The sequence below is a fragment of the Pseudomonas sp. PIC25 genome, assembly GCF_002286785.1.
In the GTDB taxonomy this organism is placed as follows: Bacteria; Pseudomonadota; Gammaproteobacteria; order Pseudomonadales; family Pseudomonadaceae; genus Pseudomonas_M.
Map to the genome: position 1 here is coordinate 1 of NZ_MUJY01000053.1, position 18,152 is coordinate 18,152.

Annotated in this window: 12 protein-coding genes; 1 reads left to right on the forward strand and 11 read right to left on the reverse strand. The window is 64.1% G+C overall.

What is annotated here, in order from left to right:
• Positions 1 to 22: 22 nt before the first annotated feature.
• Complete coding sequence (locus tag BZL41_RS28970; RefSeq protein WP_256578084.1) at positions 23 to 7,969, forward strand: calcium-binding protein; 7,947 nt, start codon at positions 23 to 25, stop codon at positions 7,967 to 7,969.
• A 65-nt stretch (positions 7,970 to 8,034) separates the two neighbouring features.
• Here the strand turns inward: BZL41_RS28970 and BZL41_RS05975 are convergent, their stop codons facing one another.
• From BZL41_RS05975 to BZL41_RS06025, 11 genes are all read right to left on the reverse strand, one after another.
• Positions 8,035 to 8,583, reverse strand: a complete 549-nt coding sequence (locus BZL41_RS05975; protein ID WP_095598443.1) for an adenine phosphoribosyltransferase — start codon at positions 8,581 to 8,583, stop codon at positions 8,035 to 8,037.
• Positions 8,584 to 8,667: 84 nt separating this feature from the next.
• Positions 8,668 to 9,402, reverse strand: a complete 735-nt coding sequence (gene fnr, locus BZL41_RS05980) for a fumarate/nitrate reduction transcriptional regulator Fnr (RefSeq protein WP_095598444.1) — start codon at positions 9,400 to 9,402, stop codon at positions 8,668 to 8,670.
• A gap of 240 nt (positions 9,403 to 9,642) precedes the next feature.
• Positions 9,643 to 11,025 (reverse strand): oxygen-independent coproporphyrinogen III oxidase, encoded by a 1,383-nt coding sequence (hemN, locus tag BZL41_RS05985; RefSeq protein ID WP_095598445.1) that lies wholly within the window; start codon positions 11,023 to 11,025, stop codon positions 9,643 to 9,645.
• A gap of 82 nt (positions 11,026 to 11,107) precedes the next feature.
• Positions 11,108 to 11,833 carry a sulfite exporter TauE/SafE family protein gene (locus BZL41_RS05990; protein WP_095598446.1) on the reverse strand — a complete coding sequence of 242 codons (726 nt, stop codon included), beginning with the start codon at positions 11,831 to 11,833 and terminating at the stop codon, positions 11,108 to 11,110.
• Complete coding sequence (gene ccoS / locus BZL41_RS05995) at positions 11,826 to 12,047, reverse strand: cbb3-type cytochrome oxidase assembly protein CcoS (RefSeq protein WP_095598447.1); 222 nt, start codon at positions 12,045 to 12,047, stop codon at positions 11,826 to 11,828. Before ccoS ends, BZL41_RS05990 begins: the two co-directional genes overlap by 8 nt.
• A gap of 64 nt (positions 12,048 to 12,111) precedes the next feature.
• Positions 12,112 to 14,511 (reverse strand): heavy metal translocating P-type ATPase, encoded by a 2,400-nt coding sequence (locus BZL41_RS06000; protein WP_095598448.1) that lies wholly within the window; start codon positions 14,509 to 14,511, stop codon positions 12,112 to 12,114.
• 106 nt (positions 14,512 to 14,617) lie between these two features.
• Positions 14,618 to 15,121, reverse strand: coding sequence for a FixH family protein (locus BZL41_RS06005; protein WP_095598449.1), 504 nt, complete (start codon positions 15,119 to 15,121; stop codon positions 14,618 to 14,620).
• A gap of 12 nt (positions 15,122 to 15,133) precedes the next feature.
• The gene (gene ccoG / locus BZL41_RS06010) at positions 15,134 to 16,546 is read right to left on the reverse strand and encodes a cytochrome c oxidase accessory protein CcoG (protein WP_095598450.1); all 1,413 of its coding nucleotides are present in this window, start codon (positions 16,544 to 16,546) and stop codon (positions 15,134 to 15,136) included.
• A 133-nt stretch (positions 16,547 to 16,679) separates the two neighbouring features.
• The gene (gene ccoP / locus BZL41_RS06015) at positions 16,680 to 17,621 is read right to left on the reverse strand and encodes a cytochrome-c oxidase, cbb3-type subunit III (protein ID WP_095598451.1); all 942 of its coding nucleotides are present in this window, start codon (positions 17,619 to 17,621) and stop codon (positions 16,680 to 16,682) included.
• Complete coding sequence (locus BZL41_RS06020; protein ID WP_084333860.1) at positions 17,618 to 17,803, reverse strand: cbb3-type cytochrome c oxidase subunit 3; 186 nt, start codon at positions 17,801 to 17,803, stop codon at positions 17,618 to 17,620. Before BZL41_RS06020 ends, ccoP begins: the two co-directional genes overlap by 4 nt.
• Before the next feature lie 6 nt (positions 17,804 to 17,809).
• On the reverse strand, positions 17,810 to 18,152 hold a 343-nt coding region (locus BZL41_RS06025), incomplete at its 5' end, for a cbb3-type cytochrome c oxidase subunit II (RefSeq protein ID WP_174706137.1).

Consider the following 18,152-nt stretch of genomic DNA (forward strand, 5'->3'; position numbering starts at 1 on the left):
ATCTTCGGAGGAGAAATAAGCCATGGCGCTGCAATGGAAGGTACTCGGAACACAATTCGATGATGCGCTCTATCATGCGATTTTGAAGTTGGAGGCGCCCCGGCAATACGATCGGCTGAACGGTGTCCTGGTCCAAGTCGAAGCGGGTGTATTCAATTTCACCATCGGTGTGGGCGTTGATTTGGTGGCGGGAGACAAACCTGCACAAGATGCCGTCATGAGACGAATGGGCTTTCATTCTAGGATGTTAGAGCTTAATAGAGAGCCAGAGTCCGATACGCTGGGGCAAAAGGAGTTCGGGTTCATCGATCGCATTCGAACGGCCCTGAAGAACCACAAGGGTTCGACCGACCTCAATGCCATCATGAAGGAACGGGCCGACGCTGCGGCAGCCGACTCCGCCTATGCCACTTATATCGGGGGGGCACCCCGCTCGACCTTCGTTTTCAACGATGAAACCGAAGTGCGCGATGTGTTCAACACACTGTGGCGTGATATCTACAGCGAAAAGATTTTCAACGCATGGCCCGAGCTGCGGCAGGACACTGCTTTCACCTCTTCCAAGGAAATGATCGCCCTGGCCGCCATGACCTGGAATGGCGGTGGTGGCATCCTGGGCGCCAAGCTGCGCGATGCGATCGTGCGCGGCGACCGGGCCGAGGCCTGGTTCCAGATTCGCTACGCCAGCAACAAGAAGCGCAGCGGCGGGCTGGCGGCGCGGCGTTTCGTCGAGGCGGAGCTGTTCGGCCTGTACGACGATCCGGCGGGCAACCATGCCAGCGCCGAGGAGGCGAAGAAGGTCTATGCGATGTTCACCCGCCACCGCGAGGCGATCTTCGCCTACGAGGCGTTGCTCGGCGAGCCGGCCGACGGCACGGCGGCGGTGAAGAACCGCCTCGGCGAGGCCGCGACCGATGCCTTCAAGGCTGCCGTGGCGATCCCGCAGACGCTGGTGGATTCCCTGATTCCCGCCCGCGAGGCGCTCATCGCCTGGATCAACAGCGAGTTGCCCGCCGGCGAAGCCCGCCTGTACGGGACGGATTGGAACCCCGCCGCGATTCTCTACAGCGACTATCCCACCGTTGCCCGTGGGCGTGGGCAAATGACGTCCACCCTGGATGCCCGTGCGTTGGACGGGAAAGGCAATGGGATGGACAAGAACTTGCTGGTGGGTGGCTTCGGTAATGACATCTTGTGGGGCGGCAAGGGCGACGATCTGCTGGTGGGCGGCAAGGGCCGGGACTACCTGCAGGGCGGTATCGGCAACGACACGCTCTACGGCGGTGAGGGGTTCGATACCTATGTGATCGACCTGCGCGACGGCGAGGGCCGGGACCGCATCATCGATAGCGATGGCCAGGGGCAGATCATCGTCATCGGCCAGGACGGCGAGCTGCTGAGCACCACGGTGTTGCAGCGCCAGGGCGCGAGCAATGCCTGGACCGATGCCGAGGGCAAGCTGACCCTGTCGCACAACAGCCCGTGGCGGCTGACGTTCGACAACGGCAGCGTGGTGGAGCTGGGCGATTTCGATCCGGCCGGTTTCGGCATCACCCTGGTGGAGGCCGCGAGTGCGACGTCCACGACCCTCACCGGCGATTTCCGCAAGGCCACCAATGAGTCCGGGTCGTCCTACCTGCACGGGGACAGTGGCTACGTCTCGGCCGGCGAGCAGGCCGGCGCCGCCGACATCCTGCTGGGCAGCGCCTCGGGCGACCGCATCCTGGGGTTGGGCGGCAATGATGGCCTGGCCGGTTTCGCCGGGGACGATTACCTGGATGGCGGCGACGGCAGCGATGTGCTGCTCGGCGGCCTGGGGCGCGACGAGTTGCATGGCGGGGCGGGAGACGACTTCCTGATCGGCAGCGGCGCCGGCGGGTTCGATCATCCCTACCGGGTAGAGTTCCAGCCGCCCCTCGGCGAAGGAACCGAGGTGGCACGCGGTTTCGCCTGGCTCGTCTACGATCCGCCCGGCTCGGACAGCACGGGTCACAATGTGCTGACGTTCAAGGGCGTGGATGTCCATAGTCTGGACGGCGATATGGGCAATGTGATCGAGGGCGGGGCTGGCAACGATTACGTCGCCGCCGGCAGCGGGGGCGACTCGGTGCACGGCGGTGACGGCGACGACCTGATCAAGGGGATGCACGGCAACGACGTGCTGTTCGGCGATGCCGGTAACGACAAGGTCTATGGCGACGGCCCGCAGGGCAATTATGTGGAGCGGACGGCGTTCGACCAGCATGGCCGCGACATGCTGGTGGGCGGTACGGGCAACGATACCCTGGTGGGGCAGGGTGGCAGCGATGAGCTGTATGGCGGCGACGACGACGACCGGCTGATCGGCGATGAGCTGCCGGAAGGGGAAATCGACGACACACCGGTGGCGTACCACGGCAACGATTACCTGGATGGCGGCGCCGGCAAGGATTATCTCGAGGGAGACGCGGGAGACGACCTGCTGTTCGGTGGGGAGGGCGACGACTCCCTGCTGGGGGATGCGCGTGGCGATCAGTTGGACGGCCGGCACCATGGGAGCGATCTCCTGAATGGCGAGGACGGCAACGATTATCTGGAAGGCGGAGGCGGCAACGACGAGCTTTTCGGCGGGAACGGAAACGACAGCTTGCAGGGGGATGCGGATGCCCGCCAGCTCGACGCCCACTACCATGGCCACGATCGATTGTACGGCGGGGCCGGCGACGACACCCTGGTCGGCGGGGCGCTGGCCGATACCCTGCTGGGCGGCATGGGCGCGGACACCTTGCTGGGCGACGGGGATGCCAGGGTGCTGGAGGGCACAAGCCATGGCGACGATTATCTGGATGGCGGCGAGGGCGACGACTATTTGCAGGGTGACGGCGGCGCGGATCTGCTGATCGGCGGCGAGGGCAAGGATACCCTGCGGGGCGATGCTTCGAGTGCGGCCCTGGCGTTTGCGGCGAATGGTGCGGACACCCTGGAAGGCGGGGCCGGCGATGATGTGCTGATCGGCGGCGGTGGGGCGGACGAGCTGTTTGGCGGCGACGATGCGGACATTCTGCGGGGCGACGACAGCACCGACATCGTGGCGGCCTCCGGGCACGGCAATGACTATCTGGACGGCGGTGCGGGCAACGATGGGTTGTACGGCGGTGGCGGCGACGACGAACTGATCGGTGGCGAGGGTGACGACTGGCTGGCCGGGGAGGATCAGTCCAGCACGATCGCCACGTCGCTGCTGACCGGGAACGACACCCTGCGCGGAGAGGCGGGCGCCGACACGCTGATCGGCGGCAATGGCCGGGATTACCTGGATGGTGGCAGCGACGACGACGTACTGTGGGGCGGCGCGGACAGGGACACCTTGATCGGTGGGAGTGGTGCCGACTCCCTCGATGGCGGCAACGACCGGGACTCCCTGGACGGCGGTAGCGGTGACGACTATCTGGCAGGCGGCGCGGGTACGGATACGCTGCTGGGTGGGGTGGGAGCCGATTATCTGGATGGCGGCAGCGGGGCGGATATCCTGGACGGCGGCGAGGGCCGCGACACGCTGCTGGGCGGGGCGGGCGACGATCTGCTGCATGGCGGCGAAGGCGCGGATTACCTGGATGGCGGCCGGGGCAACGATATTTTCAGCCTGTCGCTGGCGGATATGCGACTGGAGGGCGAGTGGATCGAGACCATCGCCGACAAGCAGGGCGACAACACCCTGAAGCTGGAGGTGGCGAAGCGCGATGTTTTCCTCAAGTCCCACGGGGAGGGCGGTGATGCCTTGCTGTCGGTCGACGCCGACCATGCCGTCGTGATCAGGCAGGCTGCGGGCGGTACCCTGCGGGAAATCGAGTTCGCCGACGGTTGGGTGGTTTCCTTCGATCGATTGATGGCCGAGAGCTATTCCCGCACGGTCGTGTTTTCCGCTTCCGCGGCGGACAGCAAGCTGTTTGGCGGTTCCCAGGGCGACACCCTGACCGCCACGCGTTCGGCGACACGCGCCCTGGTGTCGGGCGGGCGGGGTAACGACACGCTTCAGTTGGAAGCCGATGGCGGCACTACCGTTCTGTTTTCCCTGGGAGACGGTGTGGACCGGGTGGTCAGCTATGCATCGCGGACCGGCGAGAACGTGCTGCGCCTCGGCGCGGGTATTTTCCTGGATGATCTGCGCCTGGAGAAGACGGGGTGGGAAGCGTTCCGGCTGAACGTGGGAAAAGGGGGCGATGCACTTGGCTTTCGGCTGGGAACCGGGCGCTCGGTGGCCGGTTCGTCCCGTCCCTTCGATCGCATCGTTTTCAGCGAGGGCGCCGAGTTTGCGTGGGAGGAGGTCGTCGTCCGGGGCGTTCTCATCGATCTGGCACAGGATAGCCGTTCATCGGTCGAGGGCACGGATCGGGATGATGTCATCGTCGGTAGCGCCAGAAACCGCACCATCGATGCCTGGACTGGCGATGATCGTATCCAGGCGGGAGCGGGCGATGAAACCCTGATAGGGGGCCAGGGGAACGATGCCTATGCGTTCACCCAGGGCTTCGGCCGGGATGTGGTCGACAACCGCTCCGGAACGGAAGGCGAAACGGACCGGATCATCTTCGACGAGAGCCTGCCGTATGCCCAGGCGCTTTTCACGAAGCGGGAAAATGATCTGCTGATTCGCTTCGCCGGGAAGCGGGATGCGCTACGCATCCTCGGCTTTTATTCCAACGCGGGGCAGGAGCGGATCGAGTTCGCCGATGGGCATGTGTTCGACCATGCCAACCCTCCGGTTGATAGCCTCTCTCTGCAAGGGCTGGCGACATCCGCCGACGACACCTTGGCGCTGTCCGATGGGAATGATGACTTCGACGCCCTCGCGGGGAACGACGACGTCGATGGCGGCGAAGGGAACGATACGCTGTCCGGCGGGGCGGGTAACGACAGCCTGCGAGGTGGCGGAGGCGACGATGCCCTCGATGGCGGCGAGGGGAACGACAGCCTCCTGGGCGGTGCGGGCGACGATACGCTGGTGGGCGGGGGCGGCTATGACACGCTGGAGGGCGGAGAGGGTAATGATGTCCTTCGGGGGAGCCGGGGCAGGGTGATCGCGGGTTCCGGAGACGACTTCGTCCAGGCGCCGGGCGCCACGATCAGCCTGGGCAGCGGGAACGATACGGTGGTGCTCACCGGCGAGCGTGCCTTCACGGTTATCGAGGCGGAAAAAACGCCGGTAGCGGGTGAAACCAAGACGCTGCGTTTCAACAAGGACGTTTCGCCGGAGATGCTGCGCTTCGTGCGAAAAGATACCGATCTGCATGTGAAGTGGCTGGATGCCGAACTGGTGATTCGAGGGTTCGTTGAGCTGTCTGGCGATGACGGCGGATACCGGGTCGTATTCGAGGGGGCGCCGGGTGTTGTCTGGACCCACCGCATGCTGCTCGACAAGGTCAACCGGCCGACCGAAGGCAGCGATACCTTCGATGGGACGGCCGGTGACGATGTGATCGACGCATTGGGAGGTCACGATACCGTTCATGGCGGGGGCGGACACGACCGGATAAGCGGTGGCGCCGGGAACGATGAGCTGTATGGCGATGCCGGGAACGACGAGCTGATCGGCGGTGAAGGGTTCGACGAGCTATATGGCGGTGCCGGTGATGACGTGCTGTCGGGCGAAGTGATGGAGGGCGGAGCCGGGCATGACACCTATAGGGTCGCATTCGAGAAATACTATCGCAGGGTATCCGTGACCGGCGGCGAAGAGGGGGGCGATGCGGTCGTCTTCGAAGAGCCCTGGGTTCCCGAGGATATCCGGGTGCGCAGGTATGGCGAGTCGGCGGGCCTCTATTTGGAAATAGCCGGCACGGACAGGACGCAACTCTCCCTCGTTCTGAAAGGCCAATTGAAGCCGGCTGGCGTGGTGGCCCCGGTCGCCGAAGTGCGTTTTGCCGCACGGCCCGGCGCCGTATGGACTTCCAACGATTTGCTGCGTTTGGCCATGACGGGCGATGGGAGCAACGATGACTTGCGCGGCTTGAGCGACCAGGCCAATACCTTGGACGGCCGTGCTGGCGACGACTATCTGCGCGGAGGCAGACTGGCGGATTTTCTGGAGGGTGGCGAGGGACGAGACACCCTGGCGGGTGGCGAGGGCGACGATACCTACCTTTTCGGCCCCGGTTTCGGCTCCGATCGTTTGATCGATAGCCAGGGGGCGAATGTCATCCGCTTCAGGGAGGGGATCGCGCCTTCCGACATCCGCTTCGTCAGGACAGGGCAGGACGCTTCGGGGGCCATGCAGGCGGTTGATTCTCTGATCGTGATGGTGGAGTCCACCGGGGACCAGATATGGGTCGATGGGTTCTTTCGGCTGGATGGAGTGGCCATCGGCACCTTCGTCTTCGCCGATGGCACGATTTGGGCGTATGCGGATATCGCGTCCCGTACGGGCGCCAGTATCAGCGGTTCGGCCGATATGTTCACGGGAACGTCCGGAAACGATGTGTTCAGGGTGGATCATGCGGCTGATCGGATCGTCGAGGCGGCGGAGGGCGGCGAGGATACCGTTCTCGCTTCGGTTTCCTACCGGCTGCCGGATGGCGTGGAGAATATCGAGCTGAGCGGAACCGCGGGGATCGATGCGTTCGGCAATTCCGGCGATAACCTGCTGAAAGGGAATGCCGGTGGCAACATCTTGAGCGGCGGGGGCGGTACCGATGTTTACTTCGGTGGTAAGGGGAACGATACCTATCGAGTGTTCGAGCAAGATTCTGGTTGGGATACCTTGGATATCAGGCGTCTGCAATTGTCTTCCCCGGCCGTACACGAGCTGGAGAACGAGGGCTATGACACCCTGGAGACCAACGCCTGGGCGGTCAGGCTTCCCGACCAGGTGGAAAGGCTGGTCGTGCCTTCGTTGCGGAAATATGGCTCCGTCGCGTTCGGTTCGGGCACGACGCCGGAATACCGCTATGTGGGCAACGCTCTGGACAATGTGATCGATCTTTCGCAGGCCGATTTTTCCGCTTTCGACAAGATGGCGGTGCGTATCGATGGCGGCGCGGGAGCGGATACGTTGGTCGGCACTGATCTCAACGATACCTATGTCGTCGACAGTCTTGGAGATGTCATCGTCGAGCGGGCCGTCACCTATCGGGATGGTATACGGCAGCCGTTGTCCACGGGCGATACGGTGGAGGCGAGCATTTCCTATTCGCTCGAAAATCTGCTGGCCATCGAGAACCTTCGATTGTCTGGCGATGACAATATCGATGCGGTTGGCAATGCCTACGCGAATGTTCTGGAAGGTAATTCCGGCAACAATCTGCTAGATGGAAGGGCTGGCAACGATACGATGAGCGGCGGTTCCGGGAACGATACCTACATCGTCGATGACGAAGGCGACGTTGTCAGGGAATCGGTCGGAGGTGGCCGTGACAAGGTGATTTCCAGTGTGTCTTACCAGTTGAGCGAGCAGATCGAGGAACTGTTCTTGGTCGGTACGAAGAGCATTAATGGCACAGGTAACGCTTCCAGCAATCGTTTGACGGGAAACGCCGCCGCCAATGTGCTGGACGGTAGCTATGGCCATGACGTACTGGATGGAAAAGGGGGCAACGATACGCTGATCGGGGATGGCGGGAACGACACTTTCCTGTTCGGCCGGGATTATGGGGTCGATACGGTGGCCGACTATGAGTTGAAAACCAATTCCGACGAGGTCTTGTTCGGCGATGGTATCGCTGTGGATCAGTTATGGTTCCAGAAGCAGGACGACGATCTGGCGATCGGCATCATCGGCACGTCGGACAGGCTGGTCGTCCAGGATTGGTATCTCGGCCCTGAGCATCATATCGAGGCATTCAAGAGCACGGACGGTAAAACCCTGCTGGATAGCCAGGTGCAGAATCTGGTGGATGCCATGGCCTCGTTCGCTCCTCCTGCCGCGGGGCAGACTCATCTGCCCGACAATTATCGCTCATCGCTCGAAGCGGTGATCGCGGCGAACTGGCAATAAGTCGAGCGTCTTTTTGCGGGCGCAACCATGTCTGAAGACGTGGTTGCACCTGCGGCCGGAAAGACTCAGCGGTCGTCGAGGGCGAAGGCGGTGAGGGTGAAGGTAGCGATGCCGATGTCCTGCAGCCGGCGCGAGCCGCCGAGCTCCGGCAGGTCGATGATGGCGGCGGCTTCGTAGACGCTGGCGCGCATGCGCTTGACCAGGTTGGCCGCGGCGATCAGGGTGCCGCCGGTGGCGATCAAGTCATCCACCAGCAGGACGGAGTCGCCTTCGCAGAGACTGTCGGCCTGGACCTCGATGACGGAGTCGCCGTACTCGGTTTGGTAGGTCTCCACCAGCAAGTCCGAGGGCAGCTTGCCCTGCTTGCGGAACAGGATCAGCGGTTTGTTCAGCTCATAGGCGAGGATCGGGCCGAGCAGAAAGCCGCGTGCGTCGAGGGCGCCGATATGGCTGAAGTCTTCTTCCACGTAGCGCTGGATGAAACTGTCGATGACCATGCGCAGGGCGCGGGGCGACTGGAACAGCGGGGTGATGTCGCGGAACACCACGCCGGGCTTGGGGAAGTCCGGAACCGGGCGGATCAGGGACTTGATGGTGAATTCATCGAAGATCATCGTCGAGAGCCTGCGGTGGATTACGGATGGGCACGAAAAAACGGGCGGCTCGCATGGGCGGGCCGCCTCGCAGTATAGATCGGGTCAGGCTTCGAGGTTACCGCCCGCCAGGGAGCACAGCTCGATGGAATTGAGGATGTGCACTTCCTTGCCTTCGGCGGCGATCAGGCCGTTTTGCTGGAAGCGGGTGAAGACCCGTGACACGGTTTCCACCGCCAGGCCCAGGTAGTTGCCGATCTCGTTGCGCGACATGGCCAGGCGGAACTGGTTGGCCGAGAAGCCACGGGCGCGGAAGCGGGCGGAAAGGTTGACGAGAAAGGTGGCGATGCGCTCGTCGGCGGTCTTCTTCGAGAGCAGCAGCATCATCTGCTGGTCGTCGCGGATTTCCCTACTCATCACCCGCATCAACTGGCGGCGCAACTGCGGCAGCCTGACCGACAGTTCATCGAGGCGTTCGAACGGGATTTCGCAGACCGAGGTGGTTTCCAGCGCCTGCGCCGATACCGGGCAGAGGTCGCTGTCCATGCCGGACAGGCCGACCAGTTCGCTGGGCAAGTGGAAGCCGGTGATCTGCTCCTCGCCGCCGTCGGTCACGCTGAAGGTCTTCAGCGCACCAGAACGCACGGCGAAGATGGATCCGAAGTTATCGCCCTGGCGGAACAGGAACTCCCCCTTCTTCAGCGGCCGGCCGCGCTTGACGATCTCATCCAGGGACTCAATGTCTTCCATGTTCAGCGACAGGGGAAGGCAGAGCGCTGCGAGGCTGCAGTCATGGCAGTTGGCTTGATGCATCCCGCGCAATTTGATGTTCTCGGGCATAGTTAATCCTGAAGGGGTAACGCAAGTACGGGCAAGCATATCCCACAAGAGGTATGCCCGCCATCCAGACCTGACGATCGTGTCAAGTTCTCTTCGGCCTTCGGGCTGCAGCGATAGCTGAGTACCATGGCGAAAGCATGGCATGCGGGAGGGGGAGATCGACAGTGGCTGATGGTCGCAGTCGGTTCTGCGGACGTGAGGCACCAGCGGCGGGCCGTGCCGCCGCTGGTCCGATGGGTCTCAGATCACCCGCGAGAAGCGCTTGGTGCTCTGCTGCGGCAGGTAGCGATCGAACAGCATGCACACTGAGCGGACCAGCAGGCGGCCGGCCGGCAGCACGTCGATGCGTGTGTCGCTGAGTTGAATCAGCTTGTCGCTGGCCATCTGTTCCAGGTTCGGCCAGACATCGGCGAAGTAATCGCGGAAGACGATGCCGAAGGTCTTCTCGATGCTGGCGAACTCCAGCTGGAAGTCGCAGATCAGGCGTTGGATGACGGCACGGCGCAGGCGGTCGTCGTCGTTGCAGACGAGACCCCGGCAGGTCGCCAGTTGGCCCTGGTCCAGGGTGCTCTGGTAGCGGGCAATGTCGCTGTCGTTCTGGCTGTAGAGGTCGCCGATCTGGCTGATGGCGGATACGCCGAGGCCGATCAGGTCGCAATGGCCATGAGTGGTATAGCCCTGGAAGTTGCGTTGCAGGCTGCCGTCTTCCTGGGCCATGGCCAGCTCGTCGTCGGGTAGGGCGAAGTGGTCCATGCCGATATAGCGATAGCCCGCCGCGGTCAGTTGCTCGATGCTGTCGTGCAGCATGGCCAACTTGTCGCCCGGTGCAGGCAGGTCCGCTGCGTTGATTCGACGCTGCGGCAGGAAGCGTTCCGGCAGATGGGCGTAGTTGAAGATCGACAGCCGGTCCGGCTGCAGGGCGATGATTTCGCGCACGGTGCGGGCGAAGCTTTCCGGGGTCTGCTTGGGCAGGCCGTAGATCAGGTCGATGTTCACCGAACGGTATTGCAGGGTCCGCGCGGCTTCGACGATGGCGCGGGTTTCCTCCAAGCTTTGCAGGCGGTTGACGGCGCGCTGGACGTCCGGGTCCAGGTCCTGTACGCCGAGGCTGACGCGGTTGAAGCCCAGTTCGCGGAGCAGGCCCATGGTCGACCAGTCGGCTTCGCGCGGGTCGATCTCGATGCTGTAGTCGCCGAGGTTGCCGTCGAGCAGGTGGAAGTGCGTGCGCAGGCATTTCATCAGGCGACGCAGTTCGTCATGGCTGAGGAAGGTCGGCGTACCGCCGCCGAAGTGCAACTGCTCGACGACCTGTTTCTGGTCGAGGTGGCAGGCGACCAGTTCGATTTCCTTCTCCAGCCGCTCCAGATAGGGCAGGGCGCGGCCGCGATCCTTGGTGATCACCTTGTTGCAGGCGCAGTAGTAGCAGATGTTCGCGCAGAACGGCACGTGTACGTACAGCGACAGGGAGCGCAGCGCCTTGCGGCTTTCGCGCAGTGCATGCAGCAGGTCGAAGGAACCGACGCCGTCATGGAATTGCACGGCGGTCGGATAGGAGGTGTAGCGTGGGCCGGCCATATCGTAACGGCGGATAAGGTCGGTATCCCAGCGGATGGAAGTCGGCATGCGGGCAGTCCCCGGTTCAACAATCAGTAGCGAGGAGTCTATGGCCCCGCTGGCCGGGGCATCTTGACCTGTATCAACCGGGTCAATGCGCGTGCTGGCTCGCAGGCGGCGAAACATGATCCATGTCATGTCCCATGATCCAGGCCTGGTGAGGACCGGGCAGCGTCCAGAGGCCGAAGAGGATGACCAGCAGACCGCCGGCGATCCGCACACCGCGCTTGCGCAGCAGGGCGGTCAGCCGTTCGGCGGCCAGCCCGGTGGCGACCAGCACTGGCCAGGTCCCGAGGCCGAAGGCGAACATCAGCAGGGCGCTGTCCAACGCATCGCCCTGGCTGGCGGCCCAAAGCAGGGTGCTGTAGACCAGCCCGCACGGCAGCCAGCCCCAGAGCGCGCCGAGGATCAATGCCCGTGGCAGGCTGGTGACCGGCATGAAGCGCCGGGTCAGTGGCTGGATATGCCGCCAGAGGCCGCGTCCCAGGGCTTCGACACGGGTCAGGCCGCTCCACCAGCCGGCCAGATAGAGACCCATGGCGATCAGCAACAGAGCAGCGACCACCCGCAGCGCCATGGCCGCCGGGCTGCTGGCGACGGCCCAGCCGGCGAGGCCGATGAGCAGGCCGGCAACGGTATAGCTGAGGATGCGCCCGAGGTTGTAGGCGAGCAGGAGGCGGAAGCGCTGGGCGCGTTGCTCCGGCGGTATGGCCAGGGTCAGGGCACCCATCAGGCCGCCGCACATGCCGAGGCAGTGGCCGCCGCCGAGCAGGCCGAGGATCAGCGCGGAAACCAGCAGCGGAGCGAGTTCAGCCACGGGGTTCTTCCTCGTCGTGGCGGTCGTTTTCCGTCTGGCCCTGGGCTTCTTCGACACCGCTCTTGTGCTTGGGGTCCTCGTCGTCGAACAGGATGCTGTGTGCCGGGCTGTCGAGATCATCGTACTGGCCGCTGTCCACGGCCCAGAAGAACAGCCAGATGGCCAGGGCGACTACGATCACGGCGATGGGAATCATTACGTAGAGAGCGGTCATGCGGTCTCCGGTTCGATGAGCGGCCCGGGCGGACCCGGGCGGTGCGTTGCGCTGTGCAACTGGCTTACTGACGTGCGAGGCGCAGGGCGTTGAGCACCACCAGCAGTGAGCTGACGGACATGCCCAGGGCTGCCCAGATCGGCGTGACCCAGCCGATGGCGGCGAAGGGCAGGACCAGGCCATTGTACAGGCTGGCCCAGAGCAGGTTCTCGACGATGATCCGGCGGGTGCGGCGGGCCATGGCGAAGGCCTGTACCAGGCTCTCCAGGCGGTTGGAAAGCAGCACCGCGTCGGCGCTGGTCTTCGCCAGGTCGGTGGCCGAGCCCATGGCCACGCTGATGTCGGCGCCGGCCAGGACCGGCACGTCGTTGACTCCGTCGCCGAGCATCAGGACGCGATGTCCGTCTTCGTGCAATTGCTTGAGTACGGCCAGCTTGGCATCTGGCGTCAGGCCGCCGCGGGCATCGTCGATGCCCAGTCGTCCGGCCACTTCGGCGACCATCGGCGAGCTGTCGCCGGACAGCAGCACGGTTTTCCAGCCTCGCGCGCGGCAGGCATCGAGCAGGGTAGGAGCGTCTTCGCGCAGGGCGTCGTCCAGCACAAGCCAGGCCAGCGCTCCCTGCGCATCGCCGAGCAGCAGCCATTGGCCGTGCTCGCCGGGAATCGCCGGTGCCGGCTGGCCGCTGAGTTCGGCTACGAAGTCGGGCTGGCCGATGCGCAGGTGGCGCCCGCCGACGAGACCATCCAGGCCCAGGCCCGGTACGTTGTCCACCCGCTCGGCCGCCAGCGGGGCACGGCCGAAGGCGCGGGCGATGGGGTGTTCGGAGCGGTTTTCCAGGGCCGCGGCAAGGGCCAGGCAGGCATCGCTGTCCAGTGCCCCCAGCGGATGCACGGCGCTGAGCGACAGGCGACCTTCGGTCAGGGTGCCGGTCTTGTCGAAGATCACCGTGTCGATGTGGTTCAGCCCTTCCAGCACATGGCCGCGCGTTAGTAGCAGGCCGAGCTTGTGCAGGCTGCCGGTGGCGGTGGTCAGGGCGGTCGGCGTGGCCAGCGACAAGGCGCAGGGGCAGGTGGCGACCAACAGGGCGAGGACGATCCAGAAGGCGCGCTGCGGATCGAGCTGCCACCAGATCAGGCCGACCACCGCGGCGACGCCCAGCACGACGAGCAGGAACCACTGGGCCACGCGATCGGCCAGCTCGGCCAGGCGCGGTTTGTCCGCCTGGGCGCGCTCCAGCAGGCGGACGATGGCTGACAGCCGGGTGTCGTCGCCCAATGCCTGGACCTCGACCGTCAATGGACCCTCGACGTTGAGTGTGCCGGCGGTGACCCGGTCGCCGGCCGCGCGTGGCAATGGCAGGTATTCGCCGGTGAGCAGCGATTCGTCGACGCTCGACTGGCCGCTGAGGATCACTCCGTCGGCCGGGAGGAGGGCGCCGGGCTGGACCAGCACGCGGTCGCCGATCTTGATCTCGCTGAGCAGGACGCGCTCGCTCTGCCCGCCGGCATCCAGACGCAGGCAGGAGGCGGGCAGCAGGTTGACCAGTTGCGCCGTGGCCGCCAGGGTACGCTCGCGAGCGCGGCGTTCGAGGTAGCGGCCGGCCAACAGAAACAGGGCGAACATGCCCACCGCGTCGAAATACAGTTCGCCGACGCCGGTCACCGTCGACCAGATGCCCGCTCCGTAGGCGCCGCCAATGGCCAGGGAGACCGAGACGTCCATGGTCAGGTGGCGGGTGCGTAGGTCGCGCAGGGCGCCCTTGAAAAAGTCGGTGCAGCAGTAGAAGACGATAGGAGTGGTGAGGAACAGGCTGGTCCAGCGCAGGATTTTGTCCAGCTCCGGCGATAGGTCCAGGTTGAACTCCGGCCAGGTGGCCATGGCCGCCATCATCACCTGTACCCAGAGCAGGCCGGCGACGCCGAGCTGGCGGAGTGCACGACGGTTTTCGCGTTGCAGATGCTCGGCGGCGCGGTCCGGCTGGTAGGGGTGGGCAGCGTAGCCGATCCGACGCAGTTCCTTGAGCAACTGGCTGAGCGGCAGACTGCTGTCCGCCCAGCGCACCTGTAGGCGGTGGTTGGACAGGTTGAGGCTGGCTTCGGCGACACCGTCGAGGCCGCGCAGGTGTTTTTCGATCAACCAGCCGCAGGCCGCGCAACTGATGCCTTCGATCAGCAGGCAGGTGCTGGCCAGTTCGCCCTGGTGTTCGACGAAGGGTTCTTGGATCGTGTCGCGGTCGTACAGCGCCAGTTCGTCGGGCAATGCCTGGGGCAGGCTGTCCGGGTTGGCGGAGGTTTCGCTGCGGTGCCTGTAGTAGCTTTCCAGCCCGCCAGCGACGATGGCTTCGGCCACCGCCTGGCAGCCAGGACAGCACATCTCCCGCGTCTCGCCCAGCACGCGGGCCTGGAAGCGGCTACCGGCAGGGACCGGGAGGCCGCAGTGATAGCAGAGGGTTGGGCTGGCCATGGCGTCGGGGAGAGTCGTCAGGTCGGGCATCGAGAGGGACGGGCCTGGCCCGAGCGTAGCGGATCACGCCCGGGTCGTCAGGATCGCTTGGCGGAGCGGCCTTGGCTCACTGTTCGCCGAGCGGAATCGCCTGGCCGGATTCGAGGGTTTCCTCCTCGAACAGGCGCCAGTCCTGGCCGCCCTCGGTGCCGAGCAGTTCGACGAAGCGGCGGCCCTGGACGGCATCCTGCAACTGGCCCTGGTAGATCCCTTCGCCCTGAGGCTGGAGGATGACCCGGCGATCGCGCTCCGGCTGGGTCGGCGAGATCAGGTTCAGCACCAGGTGCTGCGGGCGGCTGATGCCGCTCAGGTTGATCTCGGCGATACCGGTGTCCTCGTTCAGGGTGAGGACGGCGCTCATCTTCAGGCGCTTGGCCAGGGCCTCGCGCTCCAGCGACTGGTTGATGCCCTTGCCGACGTCGTAATAGTTGTCCACCACCAGGCTGTCGCCGTCGCGGACGGCGATAACCACCAGCGACACCCCGAGGACCACGGAGGAGGCCAGGATGGCGATGATGAACCAGGCCCAGGGCTGCTGGTACCAACGGCTGATTTCAGTGTCGTGCTGCATGCGTGTCCTATATCAACGGACGCTCGGGCCGATGAAGCGGCTCTTGGCGTCGTTATGGATGCTGGGGTCGTCTGCCGACTGGACGCGGAAGAGGATCTCGTTGGTGCTCGACGGCAGGCGTTCGGGATCGATGGACAGTTCCACCGGGACCGAAAGTACCTCGCCAGCCAGGGCCTTCACTTCGCGCTTGCCCTCGTAGACCAGACCGTCCAGGCCATCGGCTTCGATGACGAAGACCATGTCGCGCTGCGCCTTGTTCATCACCTTGAGGGTATAGACGTTCTCGATCCGGCCCTGATCGTTCTCACGGTAGAGCACGCGGTCCTTGATGACGTCCAGTTTGACCAGCGGGCGTACCGCGACGGCGTAGGCGAACAGCACCATCATGGCCAGCAGGGCGACGGCGTAGCCGATCAGGCGTGGCCGCAGCAGGTGGGTCTTCTGGCCGGACAGGTTGTGTTCAGTGGTGTAGCTGATGAGCCCTTTCGGGTAGTTCATCTTTTCCATGATGCTGTCGCAGGCGTCGATGCAGGCCGCGCAGCCGATGCACTCGATCTGCAGGCCGTCGCGAATGTCGATGCCGGTCGGGCAGACCTGCACGCACATCTGGCAGTCGATGCAGTCGCCCAGGCCCTTGGCCTTGTAGTCCAACTCCTTCTTGCGCGGGCCGCGTTTTTCGCCGCGACGCGGGTCATAGGAGACGATCAGGGTGTCCTTGTCGAACATCACGCTCTGGAAGCGGGCGTAGGGGCACATGTAGATGCACACTTGCTCGCGCAGATAGCCGGCGTTGCCGTAGGTGGCGAGGGTGAAGAAGCCTACCCAGAACAGCGCCCAGCCGTTGGCCTGGAAGGTCAGCAGATCGGGAATCAGGTCTCGGATTGGGGTGAAGTAGCCGACGAAGGTGATCGCCGTCACTAGCGAAACGCCCAGCCAGATCGCGTGCTTGGCCAGCTTGCGCAGGAACTTCTCGCCGGACATCGGCGCCTTGTCCAGTTTCATGCGCTTGTTGCGGTCGCCTTCGGTGACCTTTTCCGCCCACATGAACACCCAGGTGAACACGCTCTGTGGACAGGTGTAGCCGCACCAGACGCGGCCGGCGAACACGGTGATGAAGAACAGGCCGAAGGCGCAGATGATCAGCAGCCAGGACAGCAGGACGAAGTCCTGGGGCCAGAAGGTTGCGCCGAAGATATAGAACTTGCGCTCCGGCAGGTTCCACCAGACTGCCTGGCGGTCGTTCCAACTCAGCCAGACGGTCCCGAAATAGAGGATGAAGAGGAGGGCGCCGCCGCCCCTGCGCAGATTGCGGAACAGGCCGGTGAAGGCGCGGGTGTAGATTTTTTCACGCTTGGCATAGAGGTCGACGTTTTCCGTGACCTTGGCCGGTGGGGTGACATCTTGAACGGGAATCTGCTCACTCATCGATTCGTACCACGGCTTGGGGTTGGTGCCCCGGCCGATACGTGCCGGCCGGGGTCAATTTCCTGCTGCGTATGGTACGCCTGACGAGGGGGTGCCAGATGCGACAGGAGGTCGCGCCTGAGCGGCTGGAGACTCACTCCTGCGCGGGTTTCTGCGACAGGCTGTACACGTAGGCCGCCAGCAAGTGCACCTTGTCGTTACCGAGGTGCTCTTCCTGGGCCGGCATGCGGCCGTTACGGCCATAGCGCAGCGTCTGCTGGACCTGGGCGAAGCTGGAACCGTACAGCCAGACCTTGTCGGTCAGGTTCGGAGCACCCATGGCATGCGTACCTTTGCCCTCAGGACCATGACAGGCTACACAATTGGCCTTGAAGATCTCTTGACCTGCGGCAACGTCGAGGCCTTCCGGGTTCTTCAGGCCGGAGAGGCTGCGCACGTAGCCGGCAACGTTCTTGATGCCTTCTTCGCCGATCACGTCCTTCCACGCCGGCATGGCGGCCTGACGGCCCTGCATGATGGTGGTCTTGATGGTTTCCGCCTCGCCGCCATACAGCCAGTCGTTGTCGGTCAGGTTCGGGAAGCCGTAGGCGCCCTTGGCGTCGGAACCGTGGCAAACCGAGCAGTTGGAGGCGAACAGGCGGCCACCCATCTTCAGGGCTTTCTCGTCCTTGGCTACTTCCTCGATCGGCATGGCGGCGTACTTGGCGTACAGCGGGCCATACTGTTCTTCGGCCTTGGCCATTTCCTTTTCCCACTGGTGCACGCCGGTCCAGCCTTTCTCCTTGCTGGCGAACTCATTGGCGTCCTGGTAGCCGGGCATCAGGCCCTTCCAGTTACCCAGGCCCGGGTACAGGACCAGGTAGCCAACGGCGAACACCAGGGTGGCGACGAACAACATGAACCACCACTTGGGCAGCGGGTTGTCGTATTCCTCGATGCCGTCGAAGGCATGGCCGAGGGTTTCTTCGGTGGCTTCCTTACGCTGGCCCTTGCGGGTGGCGAAGATCAGCCAAGTCAACGCCAGCAAGGTGCCGACGGTCAGCAGAGTGACGTACCAACTCCAGAAAGTGGTCATTCTTTCTTACTCCTAGAAGCTTGCTCGCGCTCTTCAGGCTTCGGCTCTTCGTCGGCGAAGGGCAGGTTGGCGGCTTCGTCGAAGCTTTTCTTGCGTTTGCTGCTGTAGGCCCAGAGCACGACACCAATGAAAGCGACGAATACCAGCAGGGTGCCCAGACCGCGAAGAGTCCCGATATCCATGAGGCGTTACCGTTTGTTTTTGAGAGAAGTGCCCAGAGACTGGAGATAGGCCACGAGGGCATCCATCTCGGTCTTGCCTTTCACGGCGTCTTTGGCACCGGCGATGTCTTCGTCGGTGTAGGGCACGCCCAGGGTGCGCATAGCTTCCATCTTGGTTGCGGTGTTCTTGCCGTCCAGCTTGTTCTCGACCAGCCAGGGGTAAGAAGGCATCTTCGATTCCGGCACGACGTTGCGCGGGTTGTACAGGTGTGCACGGTGCCAGTCGTCCGAGTAGCGGCCGCCGACGCGGGCCAGGTCCGGGCCGGTACGCTTGGAGCCCCACAGGAAGGGGTGGTCCCAGACGCTTTCG

Excerpts from the sequence above, each read along its gene's own strand:
- BZL41_RS28970 (WP_256578084.1), top strand. The coding sequence starts at position 23 with ATGGCGCTGCAATGGAAGGTACTCGGAACACAATTCGATGATGCGCTC.
- BZL41_RS05975 (WP_095598443.1), bottom strand. The coding sequence starts at position 8,583 with ATGATCTTCGATGAATTCACCATCAAGTCCCTGATCCGCCCGGTTCCG.
- fnr (WP_095598444.1), bottom strand. The coding sequence starts at position 9,402 with ATGCCCGAGAACATCAAATTGCGCGGGATGCATCAAGCCAACTGCCAT.
- hemN (WP_095598445.1), bottom strand. The coding sequence starts at position 11,025 with ATGCCGACTTCCATCCGCTGGGATACCGACCTTATCCGCCGTTACGAT.
- ccoS (WP_095598447.1), bottom strand. The coding sequence starts at position 12,047 with ATGACCGCTCTCTACGTAATGATTCCCATCGCCGTGATCGTAGTCGCC.
- BZL41_RS06000 (WP_095598448.1), bottom strand. The coding sequence starts at position 14,511 with ATGGCCAGCCCAACCCTCTGCTATCACTGCGGCCTCCCGGTCCCTGCC.
- BZL41_RS06005 (WP_095598449.1), bottom strand. The coding sequence starts at position 15,121 with ATGCAGCACGACACTGAAATCAGCCGTTGGTACCAGCAGCCCTGGGCC.
- ccoG (WP_095598450.1), bottom strand. The coding sequence starts at position 16,546 with ATGAGTGAGCAGATTCCCGTTCAAGATGTCACCCCACCGGCCAAGGTC.
- ccoP (WP_095598451.1), bottom strand. The coding sequence starts at position 17,621 with ATGACCACTTTCTGGAGTTGGTACGTCACTCTGCTGACCGTCGGCACC.
- BZL41_RS06020 (WP_084333860.1), bottom strand. The coding sequence starts at position 17,803 with ATGGATATCGGGACTCTTCGCGGTCTGGGCACCCTGCTGGTATTCGTC.